Raw genomic sequence first — 24,835 nt, forward strand, 5'->3', positions numbered from 1 at the left:
CGTCCCCGGGACCCCACCCGCACCAGCCCCGCCCGCGCCCCGCCCGCTCCGGACCCTCCCAGGAGGCCCACGCAGTGACCCGGCTCCGCAGCACACTCGACCCCCTCGCCTCCGCGTACGCCGCCAACCGCGACGCCATGCTGGACAAGCTCGCCGCGCTCGACGCCGAGCACGCGAAGGCCCTGGCCGGCGGCGGCCCGAAGTACACCGAGCGGCACCGCGAACGCGGCAAGCTCCTCGCCCGCGAGCGCATCGAGCTGCTGCTCGACCCCGACACCCCGTTCCTGGAGCTGTCACCCCTCGCGGCCTGGGGCAGCGACTACCCCGTCGGCGCCTCGATGGTCACCGGCATCGGTGTCGTCGAGGGGACCGAGTGCCTGATCACCGCCAACGACCCCACCGTCCGCGGCGGCGCCAGCAACCCCTGGACCCTCAAGAAGGCGCTGCGGGCCAACGAGATCGCCCTGCGCAACCGCCTGCCCTGCATCAGCCTCGTGGAGTCCGGCGGCGCCGACCTGCCCTCCCAGAAGGAGATCTTCATCCCGGGCGGGGCGATCTTCCGGGACCTCACCCGGCTCTCCGCAGCGGGCATCCCCACCATCGCCGTGGTCTTCGGCAACTCCACCGCCGGCGGGGCGTACGTCCCCGGCATGTCCGACCACACCGTGATGATCAAGGACCGCTCGAAGGTGTTCCTCGGCGGCCCGCCCCTGGTCAAGATGGCCACCGGTGAGGAGAGCGACGACGAGTCCCTCGGCGGCGCCGACATGCACGCCCGCACCTCCGGCCTCGCCGACCACTTCGCCCTCGACGAGGCCGACGCCATCCGCCACGCCCGCCGGATCGTGGCCCGCCTCAACCACCGCAAGGCGCACCCCGACCCCGGCCCGGCCGAGGCCCCGGCGTACGACCCCGACGAACTCCTCGGCCTCGTGCCCGCGGACCTCAAGACCCCCTTCGACCCGCGCGAGGTCATCGCCCGCATCGTCGACGGCTCGGACTTCGACGAGTTCAAGCCCCTGTACGGCACCAGCCTCGCGACCGGCTGGGCCTCGCTGCACGGCTACCCGGTCGGCATCCTCGCCAACGCCCACGGCGTGCTCTTCAGCCAGGAGTCGCAGAAGGCCGCGCAGTTCATCCAGCTCGCCAACCAGCGGGACATCCCGCTGCTCTTCCTCCACAACACCACCGGCTACATGGTCGGCAAGGAGTACGAGCAGGGCGGCATCATCAAGCACGGCGCCATGATGATCAACGCGGTCTCCAACTCCCGCGTCCCGCACCTGTCCGTCCTCATGGGCGCCAGCTACGGCGCCGGCCACTACGGCATGTGCGGCCGGGCCTACGACCCCCGCTTCCTCTTCGCCTGGCCCAGCGCCAAGTCCGCCGTCATGGGACCGCAGCAGCTGGCCGGGGTGCTCTCGATCGTGGCCCGCGCGTCCGCGGCCGCCAAGGGCGCGCCGTACGACGACGAGGCCGACGCCGGGCTGCGCGCCATGGTCGAGCAGCAGATCGAGGCCGAGTCCCTGCCCTTCTTCCTCTCCGGCCGGCTCTACGACGACGGGGTCATCGACCCCCGCGACACCCGCACCGTCCTCGGCCTGTGCCTGTCCGCCCTCCACAACGCCCCCGTCGAGGGCGCCCGCGGCGGCTTCGGCGTCTTCCGGATGTGAGCCCCATGACCACGACACCCCACTCCGAGCCCACCGGCCACCCCGAGCCCACCGGGCCCACCGCGGCCGCCTCCCCCGCCCCCCTCGCCTGCGTCCTCGTCGCCAACCGCGGCGAGATCGCCGTCCGCGTCTTCCGCACCGCCCGCGCCCTCGGCCTCGGTACGGTCGCCGTGTACGCCGACCCGGACGCCGACGCCCTGCACGTACGGGAGGCCGACGCGGCCGTACGCCTGCCCGGCGCCGCGCCCGCGGACACGTACCTGCGCGGCGACCTGGTCATCAAGGCCGCCCTCGCGGCCGGCGCCGACGCCGTGCACCCCGGCTACGGCTTCCTGTCCGAGAACGCCGAGTTCGCCCGCGCCGTCGAGGACGCCGGCCTGCGCTGGATCGGGCCGCCACCGGCCGCCATCGAGGCGATGGCCTCCAAGACCCGCGCCAAGGAGCTGATGCGCGCCGCCGGCGTGCCGCTCCTCGAGCCCGTCGACCCGGCCGCGGCCACCCCGGCCGACCTCCCGCTGCTGCTGAAGGCCGCCGCGGGCGGCGGCGGCCGCGGCATGCGCGTCGTGCGCGACCTCGCCGACCTGAAGGAGGAGACGGCGGCGGCCGCCGCCGAGGCCGCGTCGGCCTTCGGCGACGGCGAGGTGTTCGCCGAGCCGTACGTCGAACGCGGCCGCCACGTCGAGGTGCAGGTCCTCGCCGACGCGCACGGCACCGTCTGGGCCCTGGGCACCCGCGACTGCTCCCTCCAGCGCCGCCACCAGAAGGTGATCGAGGAGGCCCCGGCCCCCGCGCTCCCCGCCTCCCTGCGCACCACGCTCCACGAGGCCGCCACCGCCGCCGCACGGGCCGTCTCGTACCGGGGCGCGGGCACGGTGGAGTTCCTCGTCTCGGCCGACGGCCGGCCGTACTTCCTGGAGATGAACACCCGCCTCCAGGTCGAGCATCCCGTCACCGAGGCGGTCTACGGTCTCGACCTCGTCGCCCTCCAGATCCGGATCGCCGAGGGCCACCCGCTGCCGCTCACCCCGCCCGCCCCGCGCGGCCACGCCGTCGAGGCCCGCCTGTACGCCGAGGACCCCGCCCGCGACTGGCGGCCCCAGGCCGGCACCCTCGACACCCTCGACATCCCCGCCGCACCCGCCGACCCGGCCGGCACCACCCTCCGCGTCGACGCCGGCTACGCCGACGGCGACCGCGTCGGGGTCCACTACGACCCGATGCTCGCCAAGGTCATCGCCCACGCGCCCACCCGCACCGAGGCGGTCAGGGCCCTCGCCCACGCCCTCGGCCGGGCCCGGGTCCACGGCCTGGCCACCAACCGCGACCTGCTCGTGCGCTCCCTGCGCCACCCGGAGTTCGCAGCCGCCCGGCTCGACACCGGGTTCTACGAACGCCACCTCCCCGCCCTCACCGACGGCGCCCCGGACGCGTCGCTCGCCGCCCTGGCCGCCGCCCTCGCCCAGGCCGCGGCCGCCGGCCGGGCCGGCGGCGTGACGGCCCGGCTCGGCGGCTGGCGCAACCTGCCCGCCCAACCGCAGCTGCGCCGCTACCGGTCCGCCGCCGACGGCACGGAGCACGAGGTCCGCTACCACCACACCCGGGACGGCCTCAGCCCGCTCGACCACCCCGGCGTCCGCGTCCTCACGGCCGCCCCGGACCGCGTGGTGCTCGAAGTGGACGGCGTCCGGCGGACGTTCCACGTGAAACAAAAATCGAACACCGACCCCGCCGCAGGTCCCGACCGCATCTACGTCGACTCCCCGGCCGCCTTCGGCACCGGCACCCCGGCCCTCGGCTCCCACACCCTCGAAGCGCTGCCCCGCTTCGCCGACCCCCAGGACCGCACCGAACCCGGATCCCTGCTCGCCCCCATGCCCGGCACCGTCGTCCGGGTCGCCGAGGGCCTGGCCCCCGGCGCCGCCGTCACCGCCGGGCAGCCCCTGCTCTGGCTGGAGGCCATGAAGATGGAGCACCGCGTCCTCTCGCCCGCCTCCGGCACGCTCACCGCGCTCCACGCCGCCCCCGGCCGACAGGTCGAGGTCGGTGCCCTACTGGCCGTCGTACAGGAGGAACCGCAGCCATGAGCCACGCACCGAGCACCGCCCTCGAAACCCCGGAACACCAGGCCCTGCGCGCCGCCGTGGCCGCTCTCGGCAAGCGCTACGGCCGGGAGTACCTCACCCGGATCGCCGCCGAGGGCCGCCACCCCGACGAGTTGTGGGCGGAGGCCGCCAAGCTCGGCTACCTGGGCGTGAACCTGCCCGAGGAGTACGGCGGCGGGGGCGGCGGCATCGCCGAACTGTCCATCGTGCTGGAGGAACTGGGCGCGGCCGGCAGTCCGCTGCTGATGATGGTGGTCTCGCCCGCCATCTGCGGCACGGTCATCGCCCGCTTCGGCACCGAGGCGCAGAAGCGCGCCTGGCTGCCCGGCCTCGCGGACGGCAGCCGCACCATGGCCTTCGGCATCACCGAGCCCGACGCGGGCTCCAACTCCCACCGGATCACCACCACCGCCCGGCGGGACGGGGACGACTGGGTCCTCACCGGCCGCAAGGTCTTCATCTCCGGTGTCGACATCGCCGACGCCACGCTCGTCGTCGGCCGCACCGAGGACGCCCGCACCGGCAGCCTCAAGCCCTGCCTGTTCATCGTCCCCCGGGACGCCCCCGGCTTCGCGCGCTCACCCATCGCCATGGAACTCCAGGCGGCGGAGAAGCAGTTCGAGCTGGTCCTGGACGACGTACGGCTGCCCGCGGACGCGCTCGTGGGCGACGAGGACGCGGGCCTGCTCCAGCTGTTCGCCGGCCTGAACCCGGAGCGCATCATGACGGCCGCCTTCGCGATCGGCATGGGCCGCTACGCCCTCGCCCGGGCCGTGGACTACGCGAAGACCCGCCAGGTGTGGAAGGAGCCCATCGGCGCCCACCAGGCCGTCGCCCACCCGCTGGCCCAGGCCCACATCGAGCTCGAACTGGCCCGCCTGATGATGCAGAAGGCCGCCCACCTCTACGACGCCGGCGACGACCTGGCCGCGGGCGAGGCCGCCAACATGGCCAAGTACGCCGCCGCCGAGGCCTGCGTGAAGGCCGTGGACCAGTCGGTGCACACCCTCGGCGGCAACGGCCTCACCCGCGAGTACGGCCTGGGCGCGCTGATCACCGCGTCCCGGGTCGCCAGGATCGCCCCGGTCAGCCGCGAGATGATCCTCAACTTCGTCTCCCACCAGACCCTCGGCCTGCCCAAGTCGTACTAGCGGCACCCGTCCGGCGGCGTCCGTTCGCCGCCGGACCCCGACCCCCCCACGTCTCGAAGCCCCGTCAGGCCGCCCCGTGGTGTGTGGGGGAGGCGCTTGAGGCGGCATGGGAGGCTGGTCCGGAGGCAGGCCCGGGCCTGGGGTGGCCGCAGGCCAGGGCCGAAGGCCCCGAAGCCCCAGGGGTGGGCCTGCCGCAGGGCCTGCAGCCCATGCCGGGTCAAGCGCCGAGGGGACCCACACAGCACGGGGCGGCCGGCACCCAGGCACCCAGGCACCCAGGCACCCAGGCACCCAGGCACCCAGGCACCCAGGCACCCAGGCACCCAGGCACCCAGGCACCCACCCCAGGCACCCACCCCAACCCACCCAACCCACCCAACCCACCCACCCCCCCGAAGGAGCGGCATGGACCCGGCCCCCCTGGTCGCCACCGCGCGAGCCGACGGCATCGCCACCCTCGCCCTCGACTCGCCGCAGAACCGCAACGCGCTCTCCGCGGGCCTCGTCGCGCAGCTGCGCGCCGGCCTCGCGGCCGCGGCGGCCGACCCGGCCGTCCGGGCCGTCGTGCTGACCCACACCGGTAACACCTTCTGCGCGGGCGCCGACCTGAAGTCCCCGTGCGACCCGGCCGACTTCCTCGCGCTGCTGACCGAGCTCGCCGCGCACCCGAAGCCGGTGGTCGGACGCGTCACCGGGCACGTCCGGGCCGGCGGGCTGGGGCTGCTGGGCGCCTGCGACATCGCCGCCGCCGGGCCGGGTTCCTCGTACGCCTTCACCGAGACCCACCTCGGCGTCGTCCCGGCCGTCATCTCCGCCCCCCTGCTGCCCCGGCTCGACCCGCGCGCCGCGGCCCGCTACTTCCTGACCGCCGAGGCCTTCGACGCGGCCGAGGCCACCCGCATCGGGCTGCTCACCCTGCACGCCGAGGACGTCGACGCGGCCCTCGCGCCGGTCCTCGACGGCCTGCGCAAGGCCGGTCCCCTCGCCCTCGCGGAGACCAAGCGCCTGCTGACCGCACCGGTCCGGGAGGCCCTCGCGCGCGACGGCGCCGACCTCGCGGCCCTGTCGGCCCGCGTCTTCGCCTCGCCCGAGGCCCGCGAGGGCATCACCGCCCGCTTCGAGCGCCGCAACCCGTCGTGGGCATGATGAGCGTCGTGACGCACCCTCCCAAGCAGGACCGCAGCCGCGCCACCCGGCAGCGGCTCCTCGAAGCCGCCGTCGCCTGCCTGGCCGAACACGGCTGGGCCGGCTCCACCGTGGCCGTGGTCGCCGAGCGCGCCGGAGTCTCCCGGGGGGCGGCCCAGCACCACTTCCCGACCCGGGAGGACCTCTTCACCGCCGCGGTCGAGTACGTCGCGGAGGAGCGCTCGGCGGCCCTGCGCGGGCTCTTCGCGGCGGGCACCGGCCGGGCCGCCCGTCCCGCCGTCGTGGGTGCGCTGGTCGACCTCTACACCGGCACCCTCTTCCGGGCCGCCCTGCAGCTGTGGGTGGCCGCCTCCAACGAGGACCAGCTGCGCCCCCGCGTCACCGAGCTCGAAGCCCGCGTGGGCCGCGAGACCCACCGCATCGCCGTCGAGCTCCTCGGCGCCGACGAGTCCCGGCCCGGCACCCGCGAGACCGTCCAGGGCCTGCTCGACATGGCCCGCGGCCTCGGCCTGGCCAACCTCCTGACGGACGACGCCGCCCGCCGCGCCCGCGTCGTCGCGCAGTGGTCGCTCGTCCTCGACACGGCCCTCGGCGCCGCGCACCCGCCCGAGCCGTCCCGCTGACGCCACCCACCCGCACCTCCGCACCCCCCGCACCCCCCCACGCATCCCGCCCGAACGCGCGAACGCGCCGCACCCCACGACGGGGCACGGCGCGCTCGACGGCGGCAGCCGGGACGGATCAGGCGGTGGAGGCGATGTCCGCGTACCCCTCGATGGAACGCGGGTCGCGCGAGCCCGGGCCGATGTAGCGGGCCGAGGGGCGCACCAGACGCCCCGTCCGCTTCTGCTCCAGGATGTGCGCCGACCAGCCCGCCGTACGGGCACAGGTGAACATCGACGTGAACATGTGCGCCGGGACCTCGGCGAAGTCCAGCATGATGGCGGCCCAGAACTCGACGTTCGTGGCCAGCACCCGGTCGGGACGGCGGGCGTGCAGCTCCTCCAGCGCCGCCTTCTCCAGCGCCTCCGCCACCTCGAAGCGGGGCGCGCCCAGCTCCTTGGCGGTCCGGCGCAGCACGCGGGCGCGGGGGTCCTCGGCGCGGTACACGCGGTGCCCGAAGCCCATCAGGCGCTCGCCCTTGTCCAGGGCCTTCTTCACGTACGCCACGGCGTCGCCGGTGCGCTCGATCTCCTCGATCATGCCGAGGACGCGCGAGGGCGCGCCGCCGTGCAGCGGGCCGGACATGGCGCCCACCGCGCCCGACAGGGCGGCGGCCACGTCGGCACCGGTGGAGGCGATGACGCGGGCGGTGAAGGTCGAGGCGTTCATGCCGTGTTCGGCCGCCGAGGTCCAGTACGCGTCCACGGCCTTGACGTGCTTCGGGTCCGGCTCGCCGCGCCAGCGGATCATGAACCGCTCGACGACCGACTCGGCCTTGTCGATCTCCCGCTGCGGCACCATGGGCAGGCCCTGGCCGCGCGCGGACTGGGCGACGTACGACAGCGCCATGACGGCGGCCCGGGCGAGGTCGTCGCGGGCGGTCTGCTCGTCGATGTCGAGCAGCGGTTTCAGACCCCACACCGGGGCCAGCATCGCGAGCGCGGACTGCACGTCCACGCGGATGTCGCCGGAGTGCACCGGGATCGGGAAGGGCTCGGCCGCGGGCAGGCCGGGGTTGAAGGCACCGTCGACCAGCAGGCCCCACACGTTCCCGAAGGACACGTGGCCGACCAGGTCTTCGATGTCGACACCCCGGTAGCGAAGGGCCCCGCCTTCCTTGTCGGGCTCGGCGATCTCCGTCTCGAACGCGACGACCCCTTCGAGTCCGGGTACGAAGTCGGACATCAGGCGGCTCCTCAGATTAGTGCGGCGTACGGCTGTGACCAGGCGTCAAGAACAAGTGGAAACGGTTGGATGCGTACACCTTTGTACGCGTACGACACGCGGTGCGGCGCGGGCGCATCCCCGTCATGCCCCGTGCGGCGGAAGGTCACCCACCGCGTTCGCGGTGACAACCCGCCTCCGGGGCGGCGGTCATCCCGGCGGCCCAGCCGTACGAGTCTGTACGGTCACGGGGGCGCGTGGAAGCGTGACGTGCCGCACATCCTGCACCCGGTCCGGTGCCCGCGGGGGCGCCGCGCCCCCGCTGCGGCAGGATGGCCGTGTGCCGAACCAGGACCTTGATCCCGCCGTCATGCGCAAGCAGTACCGCTCCGAGATCGTCGCCGAGGCCGACCTCGCCGACGACCCCATGGACCAGTTCGCCCGCTGGTTCCGGCAGGCCGCCGCCGCGCACGTCTTCGAACCCAACGCCATGGTCGTCTCGACCGCCACGCCGGAGGGCCGCCCGAGCTCCCGCACGGTCCTGCTGAAGCAGTTCGACTCGCGGGGCTTCGTCTTCTACACCAACTACGGCTCCCGCAAGGGCCGCGAGCTGGGCGCCAACCCGCAGGTGGCGCTGCTCTTCCCCTGGCACCCCATCGCCCGCCAGGTGATCGTCACCGGCACGGCGGTGCGCGTGGGCCGCGACGAGACGGCCGCCTACTTCCGCTCCCGCCCGCACGGCTCCCAGCTGGGCGCCTGGGCCAGCGACCAGTCGCAGGTGATCGACTCCCGGGCCGAGCTGGACCGGCGCTACGCCGAGCTGGAGGCCCGCTACCCGGAGGGGGAGCAGGTGCCGGTGCCGACGGAGTGGGGCGGCTTCCGCGTCGCACCCGACGAGGTCGAGTTCTGGCAGGGCCACGAGAACCGCCTGCACGACCGGCTGCGGTACGTGCGCGTGGCCGAGGGGCACGGCGCCGCGGCGTGGCGGCTGGAGCGGCTCTGCCCCTGAGCGGACGTCGACGAAGCCCACGGGCCGCGACGAGCCGCGACGGGCGGCGACGGGCGGCGACGAAGCCGAAGACCGGCGACGAACGCAGACGACCCGCGGCCTCGGGTTCTCTCCTGCAGGTAAGAGAAGCCGGCCGGACGTGCCGGCGAGACCGCGGGTCGGGTGACTGCTTGGGTTTGGCCGGCGTCAGGCGCCGGCAACCACACTGGGTGCGTTGCGACGACGGGCGCTAGCCCGCAGTCACCTCACGCGTCCGGTTGTCGTACATTTCCGGAACCACCTCCCTTCTCGTGTGCCCCACACGCTAGGAGCCTCCCCGGCGGGCCGCAACCGATTAATAGGCCCGGCCTCTTTCCCGGAACCCCGTGTGTGCTGCGTCACGTTGCAGTTGAATGATCTGACGTGCCGCACATGCGAACACCTGCAGGGGGTGCCAGGTGAGTGCTTCCGGACGCAGTGAGACCGCCGACGACCTGCTCGCCGCGCTACTGGACGGCATGGATGCCGCACTGTGCGCGTTCGACGCGGACGGCGTGGTCACCCACTGGAACCGCGAGGCCGAGCGGATACTCGGCTGGTCCGCCGCCGAGGCGGTCGGCCGGCGCGGGTTCGCGGGCTGGGCCGCCCGCCCCGCGGACGCCGAGGACGTCCAGCGCCGCCTCATGGCCGCGCAGGACGCGGCCGGCCGGCTCGTCCACGAGTTCGCCCTGCTGACCAAGGACGGCGGGCGGGTGCTCGTCCGGACCCAGTCGGCCCGGGTCCCCGGCGCCGACGGCAGGCCCGCCGGCGTGTACTGCGCCTTCAGCGAGGTCCACACCCAGATCGACCTGGAGCGTTCGATCGCCCTCAGCGAGGCGCTGCTCGACGACGCCTCGTGGGGCGTGGTGCTGGTCGACGTGGACCTGCGGCCGGCCGTGGTCAACGCGCACGCGGCCCACGCCTTCGGGGCCGGCCGGACCGTGCTGCTCGGCCGCCCGCTGGGCGAGCTGATCACCCAGGGGGTCGAGGAGCTGGAGGGCGCCCTCCAGCACGTGCTCGCCGAGGGCGCGCCGCCCGCGCCGGTCGAGCTGTGGGTCTCCGTCCGCACGCCCGAGGGGGTGCGGCGGCGGTGCTGGCGCTCCGGGTTCCTGCGGCTGGCCTCGCCGCTGGGGGAGGAGCCCGTACCGCTCGGGGTGGCCTGGCTGTTCCAGGACATCACCGAGGCCCGGCAGGCCGAGCTGGACACCGCCCAGCTGCGCTTCCGCACCAACCAGCTGCACCGGGCCGCCCGCGCCGCGGCCGAGTGCGAGGACCCGGCCGAGGCGGTGGCGGTCCGGCTGGACTTCGCCCTCGCCGGGTACGCCGACCACGCCCTGGTCGACGTCGCCGTGGGGGACCGGCTGATCCGCTCGGTGGTCTCGCCGCCCGCGCTCTCCCCGACCGGCGGGCTCCCGGCCCGGTACCCGACCGGGCACCCGGCGCTCCAGGCGCTGGAGCGGGTCGGTTCGGTACGCCTGAGCGCCCCCGCCGAACTGCCGGCGGGCTGGCCGGACGGGGTGGCGCACGGCCTGTGCACCGTGCTGCGCAGCCGGGGCCGCACCCTGGGCGTGCTCACCTTCCTGCGCACCCAGTCGCGCCCGGCCTTCGAGCGCCCCGACGCCGTCTACGCCGAGGAGGTCGCGGCCCGCGTCGCCGCCGACCTCTCCCTGGCGGGTGTCGCGGCGGAGTAGCGCGGGGCTCGCGGGCCCCTCGGCGCGTACCCCCTGTGCCCGACGCGCGCACCTCCTGTCGGAGGCGCACACCCCCTTGTTAGAGCGGTGCCGATGGGTGTTTCGGCACCGCTCTAACAAGCCGGAGCGTGACCGCAAGGTGATCCGGCCGCTACGGCGGGCCGGCCTCGCCGCGCGGGCCATCCGGGCTTCGGCGTGATGGCCCTCGACTTACTAGTGCCGGAAGAAGATCCGGTCGCCGTACTCGCGCAGCACGCGCGCGTTCCACTCGTGCCCGCCGTCCACGTTGCCCGAGCGCAGCAGCGGCGGCTCGATGCCGCGGGCCGCCAGCTCCCCGGCGGCGGTGGCCATCACCGCCTGCATGACGGCGCTGGTGACCACGGTCGAGGCGGGGGCGAACGGCGCGTCGATGCCGTCCAGGCCCAGCTCTGCGTCCCCGACCGCGATCTTGCTGTCGAGGACCACGTCGCAGTGGTCCTTCAGGAAGGTCCCGGACGCGTGCAGCGACGTCGTCTCGGTCGCGTACGCCACCGAGGTCACGCCGACGACCTTCATGCCCAGCTCCCGGGCCTTGAGGGCCATCTCCACCGGGAGCGCGTTGCGCCCCGAGAGGGAGATGATCACCAGCACGTCGCCCGTGGTGGCCGGGCTGCTGTCCAGGACCGCCCCGGCCAGGCCGCCGACTCGCTCCAGGGCGCTGCCGAGGGTGGCCGGCATGACGTCGACGCCGGCGGTGCCGGGCACGGCGAGGAAGTTCATCAGGGCCAGGCCGCCGGCCCGGTAGACCACGTCCTGCGCGGGGAGCGAGGAGTGTCCGGCGCCGAAGGCGAACAGCCGGTTGCCGGCCGCCACGGCGTCCGCGACGAGGGCGCCGGCCGCGGCGATGCTCCCGGCCTCCTCGTCGCGGACCCGCTGGAGGAGGCCGATCGCGGCGTCGAAGAACTGACCGGCCAGCTTGCTCTCGCTCATGCGCGGAGGGACCTTCCAGAAGTCGGGGAGAAGCCAGGGAGAAGTCGGGTGGTCGTCCGTGTCCGCCGCTCACCGTGCGGTCTGGACCATAGGGCTGTCAATACGCACGCGCCGGGTCGTCGCACGCCCCCGCGGCCGCGTGCCGGCCGCCCCGCCGACCTCGTACGGGTGGCCCGCGTACCAGCCGGGAACCGCTCCGACGACCGAAACATGGACGTTCCAGCGCGCGGGGCGCCGGGCGTGCGTCAATCGTGCGGGAACCCGCCCACGCCCGAGGTCCGCCTTGGTCCGCCTCGGCTCGGGACGGTTGTCGGCGTGATGCGTCAGAATTGGTGACAGGGCCAGCGCACGATGATGAGGGGCACGATGTCCGGACTGATCGATACTACGGAGATGTACCTCCGCACCATTCTCGAGCTGGAAGAGGAAGGTGTGGTCCCCATGCGCGCCCGTATCGCCGAACGGCTGGACCAGAGCGGTCCCACGGTGAGCCAGACGGTCGCCCGCATGGAGCGCGACGGGCTCGTGGCCGTCGCCAGCGACCGCCACCTGGAGCTGACCGAGGAGGGCCGTCGGCTGGCGACCCGCGTCATGCGCAAGCACCGGCTCGCCGAGTGCCTGCTCGTGGACGTGATCGGTCTGGAGTGGGAGCAGGTCCACGCCGAGGCCTGCCGCTGGGAGCACGTGATGAGCGAGGCCGTCGAGCGGCGCGTGCTCGAGCTCCTGCGCCACCCGACCGAGTCGCCGTACGGCAACCCGATCCCGGGTCTGGAGGAGCTCGGCGAGAAGGCCGAGGCCGACCCGTTCATCGACGAGGGCATGGTCAGCCTCTCCGAGCTCGACCCGGGCCACGACGGCAAGACCGTGGTGATCCGGCGCATCGGCGAGCCGATCCAGACCGACGCGCAGCTCATGTACACCCTGCGGCGCGCGGGCGTGCAGCCCGGCGCGGTCGTCAGCGTGACGGAGTCGCCCGGCGGCGTCCTGGTCGGCAGCGGCGGCGAGGCGGCGGAGCTCGACGCGGACATCGCGAGCCACGTCTTCGTGGCCAAGCGCTGACGGTCAGGGTCACCCCCGGGCGCTTCGTTCCGCCCCTTCGGCCTCGCCCGTCACATCCCTCCCGTCGAATTCCGGCTAATCCGTCGGAAGGGGAGCGACCGCGCGATGTGCGTGTCAGGCTTGCCCCAGGCAACTGCGGGAGGGGGCGATGTCATGTGCCCGGCCCGGCACGCTCCGGCGCGGATGACGCGCGCCCCGGCGCCCGCGCCGGCGGGCCCGGTCCGGTCGGCCCCGCGCGGGTCGGACCCGGCGCCGGCTCCGTGCGGGTCGTCCCGACATGGGTCGGTCCCGGTGCCTCGCGGCACCGGGACCGGTCCTCCCCTTTGCTGACCCGGAGCCCCGAGCTCTCAGGGTCAATCCCCTCGGACCGTCTTCCCCGAGCGGCCCGCCTCCCGATGAAGATCCTCCCCTCGGCAGCGGCCGCCAATCCTTGAGCAAGGTCACTCGAAAGTGGGGTCTTGCCGGGGAGACGGCCGTTGTTCGAATGCAGGTTCGATAGTCTGGCCGGGATCGAAGGGGGTGCATCGAGTGGTACGACGCTTCGATGTGACGGGAGCCGACGGCGTGCGGCTCGCGGCCTGGGAGTTCACGGACCCGCCCAAGGGCACCGACCCGGACTCGGACATGGCCCTGGCCGGGGGCGCGGACGCGGGCGCCGAACCGGCCGAACGCCCGGTCCTGTTACTCCACGGGCTGATGGGCCGCGCGTCGCACTGGGCCGGCACCGCCCGCTGGCTGGCCGAGCGGCGCCGCGCCGTGGCCCTGGACCAGCGCGGGCACGGGCAGAGCGACGCCCCGGCGGACGGCCCGTACACCCGCGACGCCTTCGTGCGCGACGCCGAGGCCGTCATCGAACGGCTCGGGATCGGGCCGGTGGTCCTCATCGGGCACTCGATGGGCGCCCTCACCGCCTGGCAACTGGCCGCCCGCCGCCCGGACCTCGTCCAGGCCCTGGTCATCTGCGACATGCGCGCCACCGCCCTCGGGGCGGCCTCCCAGCGGGAGTGGGAGGACTGGTTCCGCAGCTGGCCGCTGCCGTTCGCGACGCTCGGGGACGTGCGCCGCTGGTTCGGTGAGGACGACCCCTGGGTCGAGCGGCCCAGCCCCGCGCGCGGCGAGTTCTTCGCCGAGGTGATGGCGGAGGCGGCCGACGGCTGGCGGCCGGTCTTCTCGCGGCGACAGATGCTCATGGCGCGCGAGACGTGGGTGTACGACGCCCACTGGGAGGAGCTGGGCCAGGTCCGCTGCCCCACCCTCGTCGTCCGCGGCCTCGACGGCGAACTCGGCCGCGCCGAGGCCCAGGAGATGGTCCGCGTCCTCCCGCTGGGTGCGTACGCGGAGATCCCCGACGCCGGCCACCTGGTCCACTGGGACCAGCCGACCGCCTGGCGCGCGGCCGTCGAACCCTTCCTCGCCTCCCTCCCGACCCCGGTCCGGGAGTAGGCCGCCACCTCCGGCCGCCCGCCGCGCACCGGCCCCGCCCGTGGCCCGGGTGTCCGCCCGTCCACGCGAGACCGCCGCAAACGCCCCGCCCCCACGAGAACGCGTCTCGCGGGGGCGGGGCGGGGCGGGGGGAAGCGGCGCGCGGCCGCTCGTACCGGAGGGAAACGTCAGCCCTTGCTGACGGCCGTGATGATCTCCGGGAGACGGGCGGCGGTCCGCGGTGCCGCGAAGCGCAGGCCGGCCCAGCACACCAGCGCGCCGTACGCCGTACCGGCCGGCAGCAGCAGCCACAGCAGGCCGCCGGCCCCCGCGACGTGCAGCCAGACCGTCGCCACGATCAGCGGCACGCACATCACCAGCGAGAGGATCACGCCCCCGAAGACGCTGAGCCACGCCAGCCCGCCCTGCCCGGGCGCCGCGTTCTTGAAGGCCCCGTCCTGCGGGATCGAGTACGGGAACTTCGCCGAGCAGATCGCACCCGTGGCGAGCATCGCCCCGAGCAGGGCCCAGGCCAGGCCGAGCACCTCGGGCAGCCTGCCCCAGTCGTGGACCAGGGCGGCCGTCACGACCGTCACCAGCGCCGTGTACGGCGCGGTCACCAGCAGCAGCGCCCAGGCCCGGGCGCGCAGCTCCTCGTACGCCTGCCGCGGCGTCGCGATGGTCTGCGCGACCATCCAGAAGGCGGAGGTGTCCTGTCCGAACTGGTTGTACATCTGCACGCCCAGCATCCAGGTGCCGAAGCAGGCCAGGTAGATCGACCCGGTGCCCTGCAGGGCGTTGAACACCGGCACGATCAGCCCGATCGCCAGCGCCGTCACCCACGCGGCCTTCGTCTTCGGGTCGCGCATGACGTAGCGCAGCGTGCGCTGCATGACCGCGCCCGACCGGCCGCTCGGCAGTACGCGCCACAGCCCGTGCTCGCCGCCGTCCGCGCCCCGCGCGGCGCCGCCCGAGTCGGCGGCCGCGACCGTCGAACCGTCCGGCGTCACCATGAGCTTGGTCAGCGACCGCTGCCAGGCCCACAGCAGCAGCGCCACCGCCGCCGCGCTCGCCAGCAGCTGCACGGCCGCGGCCCCGTAAGAGCCCTTGCTCGCGGAGTCGACCGCCCCGACCGCCGACCCGGGCGGCAGCCACCGCAGCACGTCGGCCACCGGGAGCAGCGTGTCGAGACCGCCCTGCTTGAACAGCCGCTGGCTGCCGAAGTTGACCACCTGGGCGCCCAGCGCGATCAGCAGACCGCTCAGCAGGGCCAGGTCACGGCCCTTGCGGCTGGTCAGCAGCCGGACGTTGGCGGTGGCCACGGCCCGCGCCAGCGCCACGCACCCGAGCAGCAGCAGCGGGACCGCGAGCACGCCGACGGCGACGCCGGCCGCGCCGTGCGCCACCGCCACCACCGAACCGACCGCGATGCACAGGGTGAAGAACGGCCCGATGCCCACCAGCGACGCCACCAGCAGCGCCCCGACCAGCGGCCGCGGCCGCAGCGGCAGCATCACCAGCCGGGTCGGGTCGAGGGTCTCGTCGCCGCTCGAGAAGAACAGCGGCATCACGGCCCAGCCCAGCGCCGTGACCGCGCCGAGCAGCACGACCACCGTCGGCGCGGCGTCCGGGTGCCCGCGCAGCAGGACCAGCAGCAGCGTCATGAACACCGCGATGACGGCCGTGAGGACGAGCGAGGTGACGTACGCGGCCTTGCGCTTGGAGCTCTGGCGCAGCCCGTTGCGCAGCAGCGCGAGCTTCAGCCGGACGAAGACCGGGACGAGGGAGTCCGCGGAGCCGCCGGCCCCGCCCGTGCCGGGCCCCGTGCCCGCGTCCGCGGTGGCGGATCCGACGGTGCTCACCGGCCCGCCGCCCCTCCGCCGAGCCAGTCGAGGGACTCGCCCGCGTCCTTGCCCTGGGCGCCGACCAGCTCGAGGAAGGCGTTCTGCAGCGAGGAGGCCCCGCCGCGGACGTCCGCCAGCGGGCCGGCCGCGCGGATCCGCCCGGCGGCCATCACGGCGACCCAGTCGCACAGCGACTCCACCAGCTCCATCACGTGGCTGGAGAAGACGACCGTGGCGCCGGAGGCGGTGTAGCGCTCGAGCACCCCGCGGATGGTCTGCGCCGACACCGGGTCGACGCCCTCGAACGGCTCGTCCAGGAACAGGACTTCGGGGTTGTGCAGCAGGGCGGCCGCCAGCCCGATCTTCTTCCGCATGCCGGTCGAGTAGTCGATGACGAGCTTGTGCTGCGAGCCCGACAGGTCCAGCACGTCCAGCAGCTGGGTGGCCCGCTTGTCCACCTCGGCGCCCGGCAGTCCGCGCAACCGGCCCATGTAGCCGAGCAGTTCGCGGCCGGAGAGGCGCTCGAACAGGCGCAGGCCCTCGGGCAGCACGCCGATCCGGGACTTGACCTGGACCGGGTCGGCCCAGACGTCGTACCCGGAGATCTCCACCCGGCCCTGGTCCGGCCGCAGCAGGCCCGTGACCATGGACAGCGTGGTGGTTTTGCCCGCCCCGTTCGGGCCGACCAGGCCGATGAACTTGCCCGCGGGCAGCTCCAGGTCGATACCGGCCACGGCGATCTGCTCGCCGAACCGCTTCCAGAGTCCCGTTATCCGTACGGCCGCGGGCGGCGCCGGTCGCGCCCCGCCCGCCTCGGCCGTAAACACCTGGTCAGGCACCGTGCGCCTACCTCTCGTGCGTGTCACCCCGTGTGGTCGGTTCACCATACGAGGCACCGCGCGCGGCGCAGTAGTGACAAATGTCGTCGGCCGCGTCGGCCGCGTCGGGTACCGGGGTCAGTCGCGCCGGTCCCGGGCCGACGCCGCCTCCCGCCCGCACGCGTACGCCAGCGGGTTGATGAGCTCCTCCGCGTCCGGCAGCCACCGGTTCGCCGGCGTGGGCCGCCGCGCCCACTGGACCGCGCCGCGCCCGCCGAACCGGGTCGGCGGGGCCGCCGCGTACTCCCCCTCGCCCCGGGCGACGAGGTCGATCGACGCCGGCGACCAGCCGAGCTTGCGCACCAGGTCCGGCACCTTGGCGGTGGCCCCCGGCAGCACGAAGAACAGCATCCGGCGGTTCGGGGTCAGCGTGACCGGTCCCAGGGTGAGTTCCATCCGCTCCATGCGGGCCAGGGCGAGGAAGCCGGCCGCCTCCGGCACGTCGATCGCGTCGAAGGTCCGCCCGGTCGGCAGCAGGATCCCGGCCTTGGGCTGCTTCTGCCACATCCGCCGCACCTGCATCGCGGAGCCGGTGGCCGAGGCCGCCCAGCCCTGCATCACCGGGTGCGCCCCGGGGGCGGGGCACTCCGTGTTCCCGCAGGAGCACAGCTCACGGCCGTCCTCGGCCTCCAGCCAGGTGCCCGGGAACACGTCCCAGTGCCGTTCCTCCGCGTACCGCACGGCGTGATCCACCAGCTGCTCGCCGCGCTGCTTGGGGATGGGCGCGGCTTCCGTGACTCCCTTGGTCTCTTCCACGCCCTTCACAACTCCCGGTAGGACCTGGGGTTACGGGGGTAAACCCAAGGGCGGGCGGAGCATCGATCCTGCACGCGGGGCGCATGGATGCATGGGCGGGGGCGCGTAGGGGACGGGGACGCGGGGGCGGGGTAGCGAGTGTCGTGAAAGCGCGACAATCCCAGGCGAGTGAGAGCAAGAGCACCACGTTCCGGGCAAGTTCCGCATTCTCCGCCAATCAGCCGGGAAGTGATCGTACGCACGATCACCCGCGGCCACAGGGGGTTTCTTCCATGGCAGCCAGGCCTCTCGTCGCCCGTCAGCCGAATGAACGGCTCCAGGCGCTCATCCAGGAAGCCGGGTGCTCCAATGCCGGACTGGCCCGCCGCGTCAACATGACCGGCGCCGAACACGGACTGGATCTCCGGTACGACAAGACGTCCGTCGCCCGCTGGCTGCGCGGCCAGCAGCCCCGTGGCCGAGCCCCGGGGATCATCGCCGAGGCCCTCGGGCGCAAACTCGGCCGCACCGTCACCATCGACGAGATCGGCATGGCCAACGGCAAGAACCTCGCCTCCGGCGTGGGCCTGCAGTTCTCGCCCACCGTCCTCGGCGCCATCGAGCAGGTCTGCGAGCTGTGGCGCAGCGACGTGGGCCGCCGCGACTTCCTCGCCGGCTCCACGGTGGCCGCCTCCGCCCTGGTCGAGCCCAGCCGCGACTGGCTGATCACCCAGGCCGACGCCCAGGTGGCCCGGACCGCGGGCGCCCGGGTCGGCACCTCCGACGTCGAGGCCGTACGGGCCACCACGGACGCCCTCGTCGAGCTCGACCACCGCTTCGGCAGCGGGCACGTGCGGCCGGTGGTGGTGCACTACCTCAACAGCGTGGTGTCCGGGCTGCTCGGCGGTTCGTACCGGGAGCCCGTGGGGCGCTCCCTGTTCGCGGCCGTGGCCCGGCTCACCGAGCTGGCCGGCTACATGGCGGTGGACACCGGCCAGCCCGGCCTCGCCCAGCGGTACTACATCCAGGCCCTGCGGCTGGCCCAGGCGGCCGGCGACCGGGCCTACGGCGGCTACGTGCTGGCCGCGTCCATGAGCCACCTGGCGGCCGAGCTCGGCAACCCGCGCGAGATCGCCCAGCTGGCCCGGGCCGCGCAGGAGGGCACCCGCGGGCAGGTCACCCCGCGGGTGCAGGCCATGTTCTTCGCGGCCGAGGCGCGCGGGCACGCGCTGCTCGGGGACTCCCGGGCCACCCAGGTGCTGGCCACCCGTGCGATCTCGGCGCTGGACCGGGCCGAACCCGAGTCGGGGGACGATCCGGTGTGGATCCGGCATTTCGACCATGCCTACCTCGCCGACGAGCTGGCCCACTGCCACCGTGACCTGGGCCAGCCCGAGGCCGCCGGCCGGCGGGCGGAGGAAGTCCTGCGGACCCTGCCCGAGTCCAAGGCCCGCAGACGGGCCATCGGGCTGTTGCTGCTGGCCACGGCGCAGGTCCAGGCCCGGGAGGTGGAGCAGGCCTGCGCCACCGGCGGGCAGGCCGTGGAGCTGCTCGCCACCCTGCGCAGCAACCGCGGCGCGGAGTACCTGGAGGACTTCCGGCGCAGGCTGGAGCCGTACCGGGAGGAGGCGGCCGTCCGGGAGTTCACCGCCCGGCTGGAACTCCAGGCGGCCTGAGGGCCTTCCCGGTCCGCCGTGACGGGATCTCAGTTCACCGCAGGTCCTGCCGCGTGTCGCCTTGAGTTCGATCATGGGCGCGTGGCAGGCCGCGGAGCCGACCCGGTAGCGTAAACCGACGATTCCGTAGGTCGAGAGGGAGTCCCGGTGACGCAGAGCGGACAGGGGGGCGAGCCGCAGCAGCAGTCCGCGCGGCCCGCCTACGAGGGCATCGTGCTGCCCGCCGACGGGTCCGGACCGTGGCTCCCGGGCGCCCCCGAGGAGCGCGAGAGCGCGCCGGTCGGCGGTACCCCGTGGGGCGGCCAGTGGGGCCCCCAGGGCGGTCCCCAGCCGGGCGCGGCGCCGGACGGCTTCGCCCCGCAGGCCGACGGCTTCGCCGGGCAGGGGGACGGGTTCGGCGGGCAGGTCCCGCCGATGCCGCCGCTCCCGCAGCAGCCGCACCAGCCCGCGGCGTACGGCTACCCGCAGCCCTATCCCGAGCAGACGGGGTACGAGCAGACCGGTTACGAGCAGACGGGGTACGAGCAGACCGGCTACGAGGGCTACGACGCGTACGGCGCCCAGCAGGCGTCCGGCTACGGCGCGCCGGGCCAGCCGCAGCCGCCCGTCCCCGACCCGTCGTACGGGGGCCAGTCCTACGGCGCCCCGTTCGCGGACCCCTTCGCCGACCCGCACGCCCAGCGCATGGGCTCCGACGCGGACGCCACCGCCCTCATCCCGCCCGTCGACCAGGGCATGCCGGGCCCGGGCGCGGTTCCGGGTGGTGCGGACGCGGCGGCGACGCAGTACATCCCGCCGGTTCCGGGTGGTGCGGACGCGGCGGCGACGCAGTACATCCCGCCGGTTCCGGGTGGTGCGGACGCGGCGGCGACGCAGTACATCCCGCCCGTGCCGGGCGGTTCCGACGCGGCGGCGACGCAGTACATCCCGCCGGTCCCGGGCGGTTCCGACGCGGCGGCCACGCAGTACATCCCGCCCGTGCCGGCCACCCCCGACCTCGCCGAGGCGGCCACCCAGTACATGGCGCCCGTGCCCGGCGGCCCGGTCGGCGCCCCGGGTGCCCCCGGTGCCCCGGGCGGTCCGCCCGCCGAGTTCGACGGGCTGTTCCGCACCTCGGGCGGCCCCGGCGGGGCCACCGGCGGCTACGGCTACCCGAGCGACGCCCCCGGTTCCACCCAGCAGCTCCCCAAGATCGACGAGCCCGTCGCCCCGGGCCCGCCCGCGCCCCGTCCGCACCCGCAGCAGGGCCGGCCGCCGCAGCCCGGGTACCACCAGGCGCCCCCGCCGCAGGAGCCGTACTACGGCGACGAGCCCGAGGGCCGCCGCGCCCCGGTCGGACTGATCGCGGCCGGCGTCCTCGGCCTCGCCGTGGTGGGCCTCGGCGTCGGCGCGATGATGGGCAACGGCGGCAACTCCAAGGCCAACGACCCGACCAGCACCATGTCGGACACCGCGAAGCCGTCCGCCAGCGCGGACACCGGCGAGCAGCCGGTCGACCCGGCCCGGGCGCAGGCGGTCCAGCTGGACAAGCTGCTGGGGGACAGCGGCGGCAGCCGCGACCAGGTGATCGCCGCCGTCGACAACATCAAGAAGTGCGACGACCTGGACCAGGCCGGCTCCGACCTGCGCGACGCGGCCCGTCAGCGCGAGGAGCTGATCACCCGCCTGGAGGAGCTCAAGGTCGACCAGCTCCCGGACCACGACAAGCTGGCGTCCGCGCTGACCAAGGCGTGGAAGTACTCGGCCTCCGCCGACAAGAACTACGCGGAGTGGGCCGACCAGGTCGACGGCAGCAAGAAGTACTGCAAGGGCGGCCACGCCCGGACCACCAGCAACGCCCGTGACGGGAACAAGGCCAGCGGCCAGGCGAGCGCGTACAAGGAGCAGGCCGCCGTGCTGTGGAACCGCATCGCGGCCAAGTACGACCTGACCAAGCGCGACCGCACGAAGCTCTGAGGGGAGGCGGCCCCGGGGCCGTCGCCCCCGGGGCCGTCGCCCGGCCGTCCGGCGACGGTGGTCCCGGGGCCGTCGCCCGGCCGTCCGGCGACGGTGGTCCCGGGGCCGTCGCTCAGCCGGCCGCGGGGGCCTTCTCCAGCGTCGCCGTCATGTCCATCGCGCCCTCGCCCTGGGCCACCAGCCGGCCGCCGGTGACCCGCTGGAAGGTCACGCGGCCGTTGACGATCCGCGGGAAGCCGCCGACCGCGCGCATGTCCTGGTAGCGCCAGCGCAGTTCGGGGGTGAGGCCGCCGGTGCGCACCCCGTTGGACCGGTCCAGGGCCAGCGCGACCCGGCGGCCGGTGACCTCCTCGTCGCCGATGCTCCGGACGACCTCGGAGAAGACGGTGTAGGCGATCCAGGTCGTCTGCACGCCGATGTCGGCCGGGTCGATCCGGTTGTCGCCGAAGGCGTGCTCGTTGATCACCTTCTGCATGGGCGCCCACTTGCCGTCGGTGGCCACCGGGTACCAGCCGGTGACGTACGCGCCCTCGAAGGGGCCCTCCTTGCCGCCGGTGCGGTCGATCAGGCCCTGGCTGACGCTGCCGAGCACGGACGCGACCTTCACCTTCAGGTCCTGGTTCTCCACGCGCCGGAAGGAGTCGAAGAACGTCTCGGTGCGCTCGCCGAGCACCGCCGTCACGCACCCCTTCGAGGCCTTGGCCCGGGCCGCGGACCGGCCGAGCCGGGCCGGCAGCTCCGGGTCGGCGCCGGCCTCGTCGAGCGCCTGGAGGGCCGGGCGGCTGTAGTCGGTGGCGTCCTCGGCGGCCCGTACGTCCCCGGCCTCCTCGGCGCTGCCGGAGCGCAGCCCTGCGTTGAGCAGGATGGGCATGGTGTCGCCGGCCAGGGTGTCGGGGCGGACCAGCGCGACCTTCTCGCACTGGTTGGCCAGCTGCCGGCCGGCGCCCGCGAGGAGCACGGGCTGGCCGCCGTTGACCGGGTACGACAGGGTGCTCTGGAACTCCTCGTCGGAGACGCCGTAGCCGCCGACGAACGGGATGCCGGCGGCTTCGAGCGGGGCCATGAAGGCGCGGCCGTGCTGGCTGTAGGAGCCGACGACCGCGACCGCGCCGGCCTTGACCGCCTGCCGGGCGCAGTCGGCGGCGCCCTCAGGGGTGTTGTGCTCGTTGCAGGTGATGACGTTGAGCTTGCGGCCGTTGATGCCGCCGTTGGCGTTCACCCAGCGCCCGTAGGCGCGGGCCAGCGCGGGCATGCCGGGCATGTTGGTGGCCTTGGTCTGGTCGGGCGCCCAGGTCATGACGGTGAGGGGCTCCCCGGATCCCCCCGAACTTCCGGGGAGCGCCCCGCATCCGGTGACGAGGGACGCACAGACCGCCGTGCACAGTGCGGTGCGCGCCGCGAAGGTGGACAAGCGGAAAGGGTTCGTGCGTCTCCTACCAGTCATGGGCATGCACAATTCCGCCTCATGGGTAACGACGGAGTGATGTCCAGTCAACGCACGGTGACATGGAGATGAACTACGGGGGCGTCAAGATCGCCCGATTGGGGCACGTACGATCGACAACCGTGACATCCGTCCCAGGTTCGAATAACCCTTCCCGTCGCGGCCGCCGCTCCTCCACCATGGGCGGCATGCCGCTCAACGACATGCCCTGGTGGCGCTGGCGCAGCAACGTGCGCTCGGCGCTCCACATGCTTTCCGACCCCTCCTTCCAGGAGGAGTGCTGGCTGGCCGGCCGGGAGGGCTACGGAGACGTCACCGACGCCGTGTACCGGCTGGTGGAGGACACCTGGCTCGACAGCTGGTCGGCCGAGAAGTACGTCGGCACGATCTTCCGGGACTCACAGGAGGCCGCCCTGGTCGACGTCGCGGTCCTGCGCGTGCTGCGCATACTCCACCAGGTCGGCCCGGACGCCCCGGTCTCCGCGTACCTGGAGCACCACGGCTGGCCCGAGGCCGTCCGCGCCGCCCGCGAGGCGCACGTACGGCTGGCGACGGCCGACGGCGAGGACCCGGACGCGCCGCCGCGCTCCCTCGAGCTGCTGCGCATCATGACGCGGGCCGCGTGACGGTTCCGACGGCCCGTCTGAGCCCCTGTTTCCCCATGTGAGCCCCCGCTTTCCCGCCCCTCGGACCGGGCTGGGTGCGGGGGCCCCGCGTGTGGGAGTCTTGGGCGTCATGAGCGACCCGAAGAGCGCCTCCGCGGCTGCGAGGCCCGAGCAGTACGTCCTGACCGTGTCCTGCCCCGACAAGCAGGGCATCGTGCACGCCGTGTCGAGTTACCTCTTCATGACCGGATGCAACATCGAGGACAGCCAGCAGTTCGGCGACCACGAGACCGGCCTCTTCTTCATGCGGGTGCACTTCTCGGCCGAGCCGCCGGTGACCCTGGAGAAGCTCCGCGCCAGCTTCGCGGCGATCGGCGACACCTTCCAGATGGACTGGCAGATCCACCGCGCCGACGAGCGCATGCGGATCGTCCTGATGGTGTCCAAATTCGGGCACTGCCTGAACGACCTGCTCTTCCGGGCCCGGATCGGCGCCCTGCCGGTGGAGATCGCCGCCGTCGTCTCCAACCACACCGACTTCGCCGAACTCGTCGGCTCCTACGACATCCCCTTCCACCACATCCCGGTGACCAAGGACACCAAGGAGGCGGCGGAGGCGCAGCTGCTGGAGCTGGTCCGCGCCGAGGGCGTCGAACTCGTCGTCCTCGCCCGCTACATGCAGGTGCTCTCGGACGCGCTCTGCAAGGAGCTCAGCGGCCGGATCATCAACATCCACCACTCGTTCCTGCCGAGCTTCAAGGGCGCCAAGCCGTACCACCAGGCGCACGTACGCGGTGTGAAGCTGATCGGCGCCACCGCCCACTACGTGACGGCCGACCTCGACGAGGGCCCGATCATCGAGCAGGAGGTCGAGCGCGTCGGCCACGAGGTCACGCCCGACGGCCTGGTGGCGATCGGCCGCGACGTCGAGTGCCAGGCCCTGGCCCGCGCCGTGAAGTGGCACAGCGAGCACCGGGTGCTGCTCAACGGCAGCCGCACGGTGGTCTTCGCCTGAGGCGAAGAGCCGGAAGGGCCCGTCCGCACCTGCGCGGACGGGCCCTTCCGGCTTCGGCCGGCCGCTCGGGCCGCCGTCCGGCTACCGCTTGCGCTCGTCCGTGCCCGCGACCTTCCCGGTCGCGATGGCGAACCGGTTCCAGGTGTTGATGGAGCACACGGCGCCGATCACCTTGGCGGTCCTCTCCTCGCCGAGGACCTCGACCGCGTGCGCGTAGACCGCGTCCGGGACGCCCGCGTCGGCGATCAGCGTGACGGCCTCGGCCAGGGCGAGCGCGGCCCGCTCCTCCTCGGTGAAGAAGTGCTCCGCCTCGCGCCACAGGCCCACCATGTGCAGCCGCTCCTGGCTCTCGCCCGCCTTCGCGGCGTCCGAGGTGTGCATGTGGAGGCAGTACGCGCAGCCGTTGAGCTGCGAGGCGCGGATCTGGACGAGCTCGACCAGGGAGGGCTCCAGGCCCTCCCGGATCGCGGCGTCGAAGGCGATCTGCGCCCGGTAGACCTTCGTCGCGGTCCTGGCCAGGTCGAGCCGGGTCTGGGCGGGGAACTCGGGGGAGGGGGTGGTGGTCGTCGTGGCCGCCGTCTGCGTCTGCAGCGTGTTCGTCGTCATGAAGATCAA

The 24,835-nt window shown here is 74.0% G+C and carries 20 protein-coding genes; 13 read left to right on the top strand and 7 right to left on the bottom strand.

The window, feature by feature from the left end; translation table 11 throughout:
• Positions 1-74 precede the first annotated feature (74 nt).
• From ACIQCH_RS11810 to ACIQCH_RS11830, 5 genes are all read left to right on the top strand, one after another.
• Positions 75-1,673, top strand: a complete 1,599-nt coding sequence (locus ACIQCH_RS11810; RefSeq protein ID WP_402580500.1) for an acyl-CoA carboxylase subunit beta — start codon at positions 75-77, stop codon at positions 1,671-1,673.
• Between the two features lie 5 nt (positions 1,674-1,678).
• Positions 1,679-3,757 carry a biotin carboxylase N-terminal domain-containing protein gene (locus ACIQCH_RS11815; RefSeq protein WP_402580501.1) on the top strand — a complete coding sequence of 693 codons (2,079 nt, stop codon included), beginning with the start codon at positions 1,679-1,681 and terminating at the stop codon, positions 3,755-3,757.
• A complete protein-coding gene (locus ACIQCH_RS11820) occupies positions 3,754-4,926 on the top strand; it encodes an acyl-CoA dehydrogenase family protein (protein WP_402580502.1) in 1,173 nt (390 codons plus the stop codon). Before ACIQCH_RS11815 ends, ACIQCH_RS11820 begins: the two co-directional genes overlap by 4 nt.
• Before the next feature lie 405 nt (positions 4,927-5,331).
• The gene (locus ACIQCH_RS11825) at positions 5,332-6,072 is read left to right on the top strand and encodes an enoyl-CoA hydratase family protein (protein WP_402580503.1); all 741 of its coding nucleotides are present in this window, start codon (positions 5,332-5,334) and stop codon (positions 6,070-6,072) included.
• A complete protein-coding gene (locus tag ACIQCH_RS11830; RefSeq protein ID WP_402580634.1) occupies positions 6,072-6,695 on the top strand; it encodes a TetR/AcrR family transcriptional regulator in 624 nt (207 codons plus the stop codon). Before ACIQCH_RS11825 ends, ACIQCH_RS11830 begins: the two co-directional genes overlap by 1 nt.
• A gap of 118 nt (positions 6,696-6,813) precedes the next feature.
• On the opposite strand, the gene ACIQCH_RS11835 is transcribed toward ACIQCH_RS11830, so the two are convergent.
• Positions 6,814-7,920 carry a citrate synthase 2 gene (locus ACIQCH_RS11835; RefSeq protein WP_402580504.1) on the bottom strand — a complete coding sequence of 369 codons (1,107 nt, stop codon included), beginning with the start codon at positions 7,918-7,920 and terminating at the stop codon, positions 6,814-6,816.
• A gap of 349 nt (positions 7,921-8,269) precedes the next feature.
• Here ACIQCH_RS11835 and pdxH point away from each other — a divergent pair, with 349 nt between their 5' ends.
• Both pdxH and ACIQCH_RS11845 read left to right on the top strand, forming a co-directional pair.
• Positions 8,270-8,908 carry a pyridoxamine 5'-phosphate oxidase gene (gene pdxH / locus ACIQCH_RS11840; protein ID WP_402580635.1) on the top strand — a complete coding sequence of 213 codons (639 nt, stop codon included), beginning with the start codon at positions 8,270-8,272 and terminating at the stop codon, positions 8,906-8,908.
• Between the two features lie 437 nt (positions 8,909-9,345).
• Positions 9,346-10,617 carry a PAS domain-containing protein gene (locus ACIQCH_RS11845; protein WP_402580505.1) on the top strand — a complete coding sequence of 424 codons (1,272 nt, stop codon included), beginning with the start codon at positions 9,346-9,348 and terminating at the stop codon, positions 10,615-10,617.
• Positions 10,618-10,830: 213 nt separating this feature from the next.
• On the opposite strand, the gene ACIQCH_RS11850 is transcribed toward ACIQCH_RS11845, so the two are convergent.
• Entirely contained in the window at positions 10,831-11,586 is a 756-nt protein-coding gene (locus ACIQCH_RS11850; protein ID WP_402580506.1) for an SIS domain-containing protein, read from the bottom strand.
• A 366-nt stretch (positions 11,587-11,952) separates the two neighbouring features.
• Between ACIQCH_RS11850 and ACIQCH_RS11855 the strand changes: the two genes are divergently transcribed.
• Positions 11,953-12,645: a metal-dependent transcriptional regulator gene (locus ACIQCH_RS11855; RefSeq protein ID WP_402580507.1), complete on the top strand. Its 693-nt coding sequence runs from the start codon at positions 11,953-11,955 to the stop codon at positions 12,643-12,645.
• A 528-nt stretch (positions 12,646-13,173) separates the two neighbouring features.
• A complete protein-coding gene (locus tag ACIQCH_RS11860) occupies positions 13,174-14,088 on the top strand; it encodes an alpha/beta fold hydrolase (protein ID WP_402580508.1) in 915 nt (304 codons plus the stop codon).
• Positions 14,089-14,255: 167 nt separating this feature from the next.
• On the opposite strand, the gene ACIQCH_RS11865 is transcribed toward ACIQCH_RS11860, so the two are convergent.
• From ACIQCH_RS11865 to ACIQCH_RS11875, 3 genes are all read right to left on the bottom strand, one after another.
• Positions 14,256-15,929: a transporter gene (locus ACIQCH_RS11865; RefSeq protein ID WP_402580509.1), complete on the bottom strand. Its 1,674-nt coding sequence runs from the start codon at positions 15,927-15,929 to the stop codon at positions 14,256-14,258.
• A complete protein-coding gene (locus tag ACIQCH_RS11870; protein WP_402580510.1) occupies positions 15,926-16,750 on the bottom strand; it encodes an ABC transporter ATP-binding protein in 825 nt (274 codons plus the stop codon). Before ACIQCH_RS11870 ends, ACIQCH_RS11865 begins: the two co-directional genes overlap by 4 nt.
• 117 nt (positions 16,751-16,867) lie before the next feature.
• The gene (locus tag ACIQCH_RS11875; RefSeq protein WP_402580511.1) at positions 16,868-17,545 is read right to left on the bottom strand and encodes a bifunctional DNA primase/polymerase; all 678 of its coding nucleotides are present in this window, start codon (positions 17,543-17,545) and stop codon (positions 16,868-16,870) included.
• 272 nt (positions 17,546-17,817) lie between these two features.
• On the opposite strand from ACIQCH_RS11875, the gene ACIQCH_RS11880 reads away from it, so the two are divergent.
• Positions 17,818-19,200 (top strand): transcriptional regulator, encoded by a 1,383-nt coding sequence (locus tag ACIQCH_RS11880; protein ID WP_402580512.1) that lies wholly within the window; start codon positions 17,818-17,820, stop codon positions 19,198-19,200.
• Between the two features lie 147 nt (positions 19,201-19,347).
• The gene (locus tag ACIQCH_RS11885) at positions 19,348-21,156 is read left to right on the top strand and encodes a hypothetical protein (protein ID WP_402580513.1); all 1,809 of its coding nucleotides are present in this window, start codon (positions 19,348-19,350) and stop codon (positions 21,154-21,156) included.
• Between the two features lie 112 nt (positions 21,157-21,268).
• On the opposite strand, the gene ACIQCH_RS11890 is transcribed toward ACIQCH_RS11885, so the two are convergent.
• Positions 21,269-22,600 (bottom strand): ABC transporter substrate-binding protein, encoded by a 1,332-nt coding sequence (locus ACIQCH_RS11890; RefSeq protein WP_402580514.1) that lies wholly within the window; start codon positions 22,598-22,600, stop codon positions 21,269-21,271.
• A gap of 179 nt (positions 22,601-22,779) precedes the next feature.
• On the opposite strand from ACIQCH_RS11890, the gene ACIQCH_RS11895 reads away from it, so the two are divergent.
• Together ACIQCH_RS11895 and purU are read left to right on the top strand one after the other, a co-directional pair.
• Positions 22,780-23,226 (top strand): hypothetical protein, encoded by a 447-nt coding sequence (locus tag ACIQCH_RS11895; protein ID WP_402580636.1) that lies wholly within the window; start codon positions 22,780-22,782, stop codon positions 23,224-23,226.
• A gap of 109 nt (positions 23,227-23,335) precedes the next feature.
• Positions 23,336-24,220 carry a formyltetrahydrofolate deformylase gene (gene purU / locus ACIQCH_RS11900; RefSeq protein ID WP_402580515.1) on the top strand — a complete coding sequence of 295 codons (885 nt, stop codon included), beginning with the start codon at positions 23,336-23,338 and terminating at the stop codon, positions 24,218-24,220.
• An 81-nt stretch (positions 24,221-24,301) separates the two neighbouring features.
• On the opposite strand, the gene ACIQCH_RS11905 is transcribed toward purU, so the two are convergent.
• Positions 24,302-24,826 carry a carboxymuconolactone decarboxylase family protein gene (locus ACIQCH_RS11905; protein ID WP_402580516.1) on the bottom strand — a complete coding sequence of 175 codons (525 nt, stop codon included), beginning with the start codon at positions 24,824-24,826 and terminating at the stop codon, positions 24,302-24,304.
• Positions 24,827-24,835: the final 9 nt, after the last annotated feature.

The organism is Streptomyces sp. NPDC093225, from assembly GCF_044753805.1.
Taxonomy (GTDB): Bacteria; Actinomycetota; Actinomycetes; order Streptomycetales; family Streptomycetaceae; genus Streptomyces.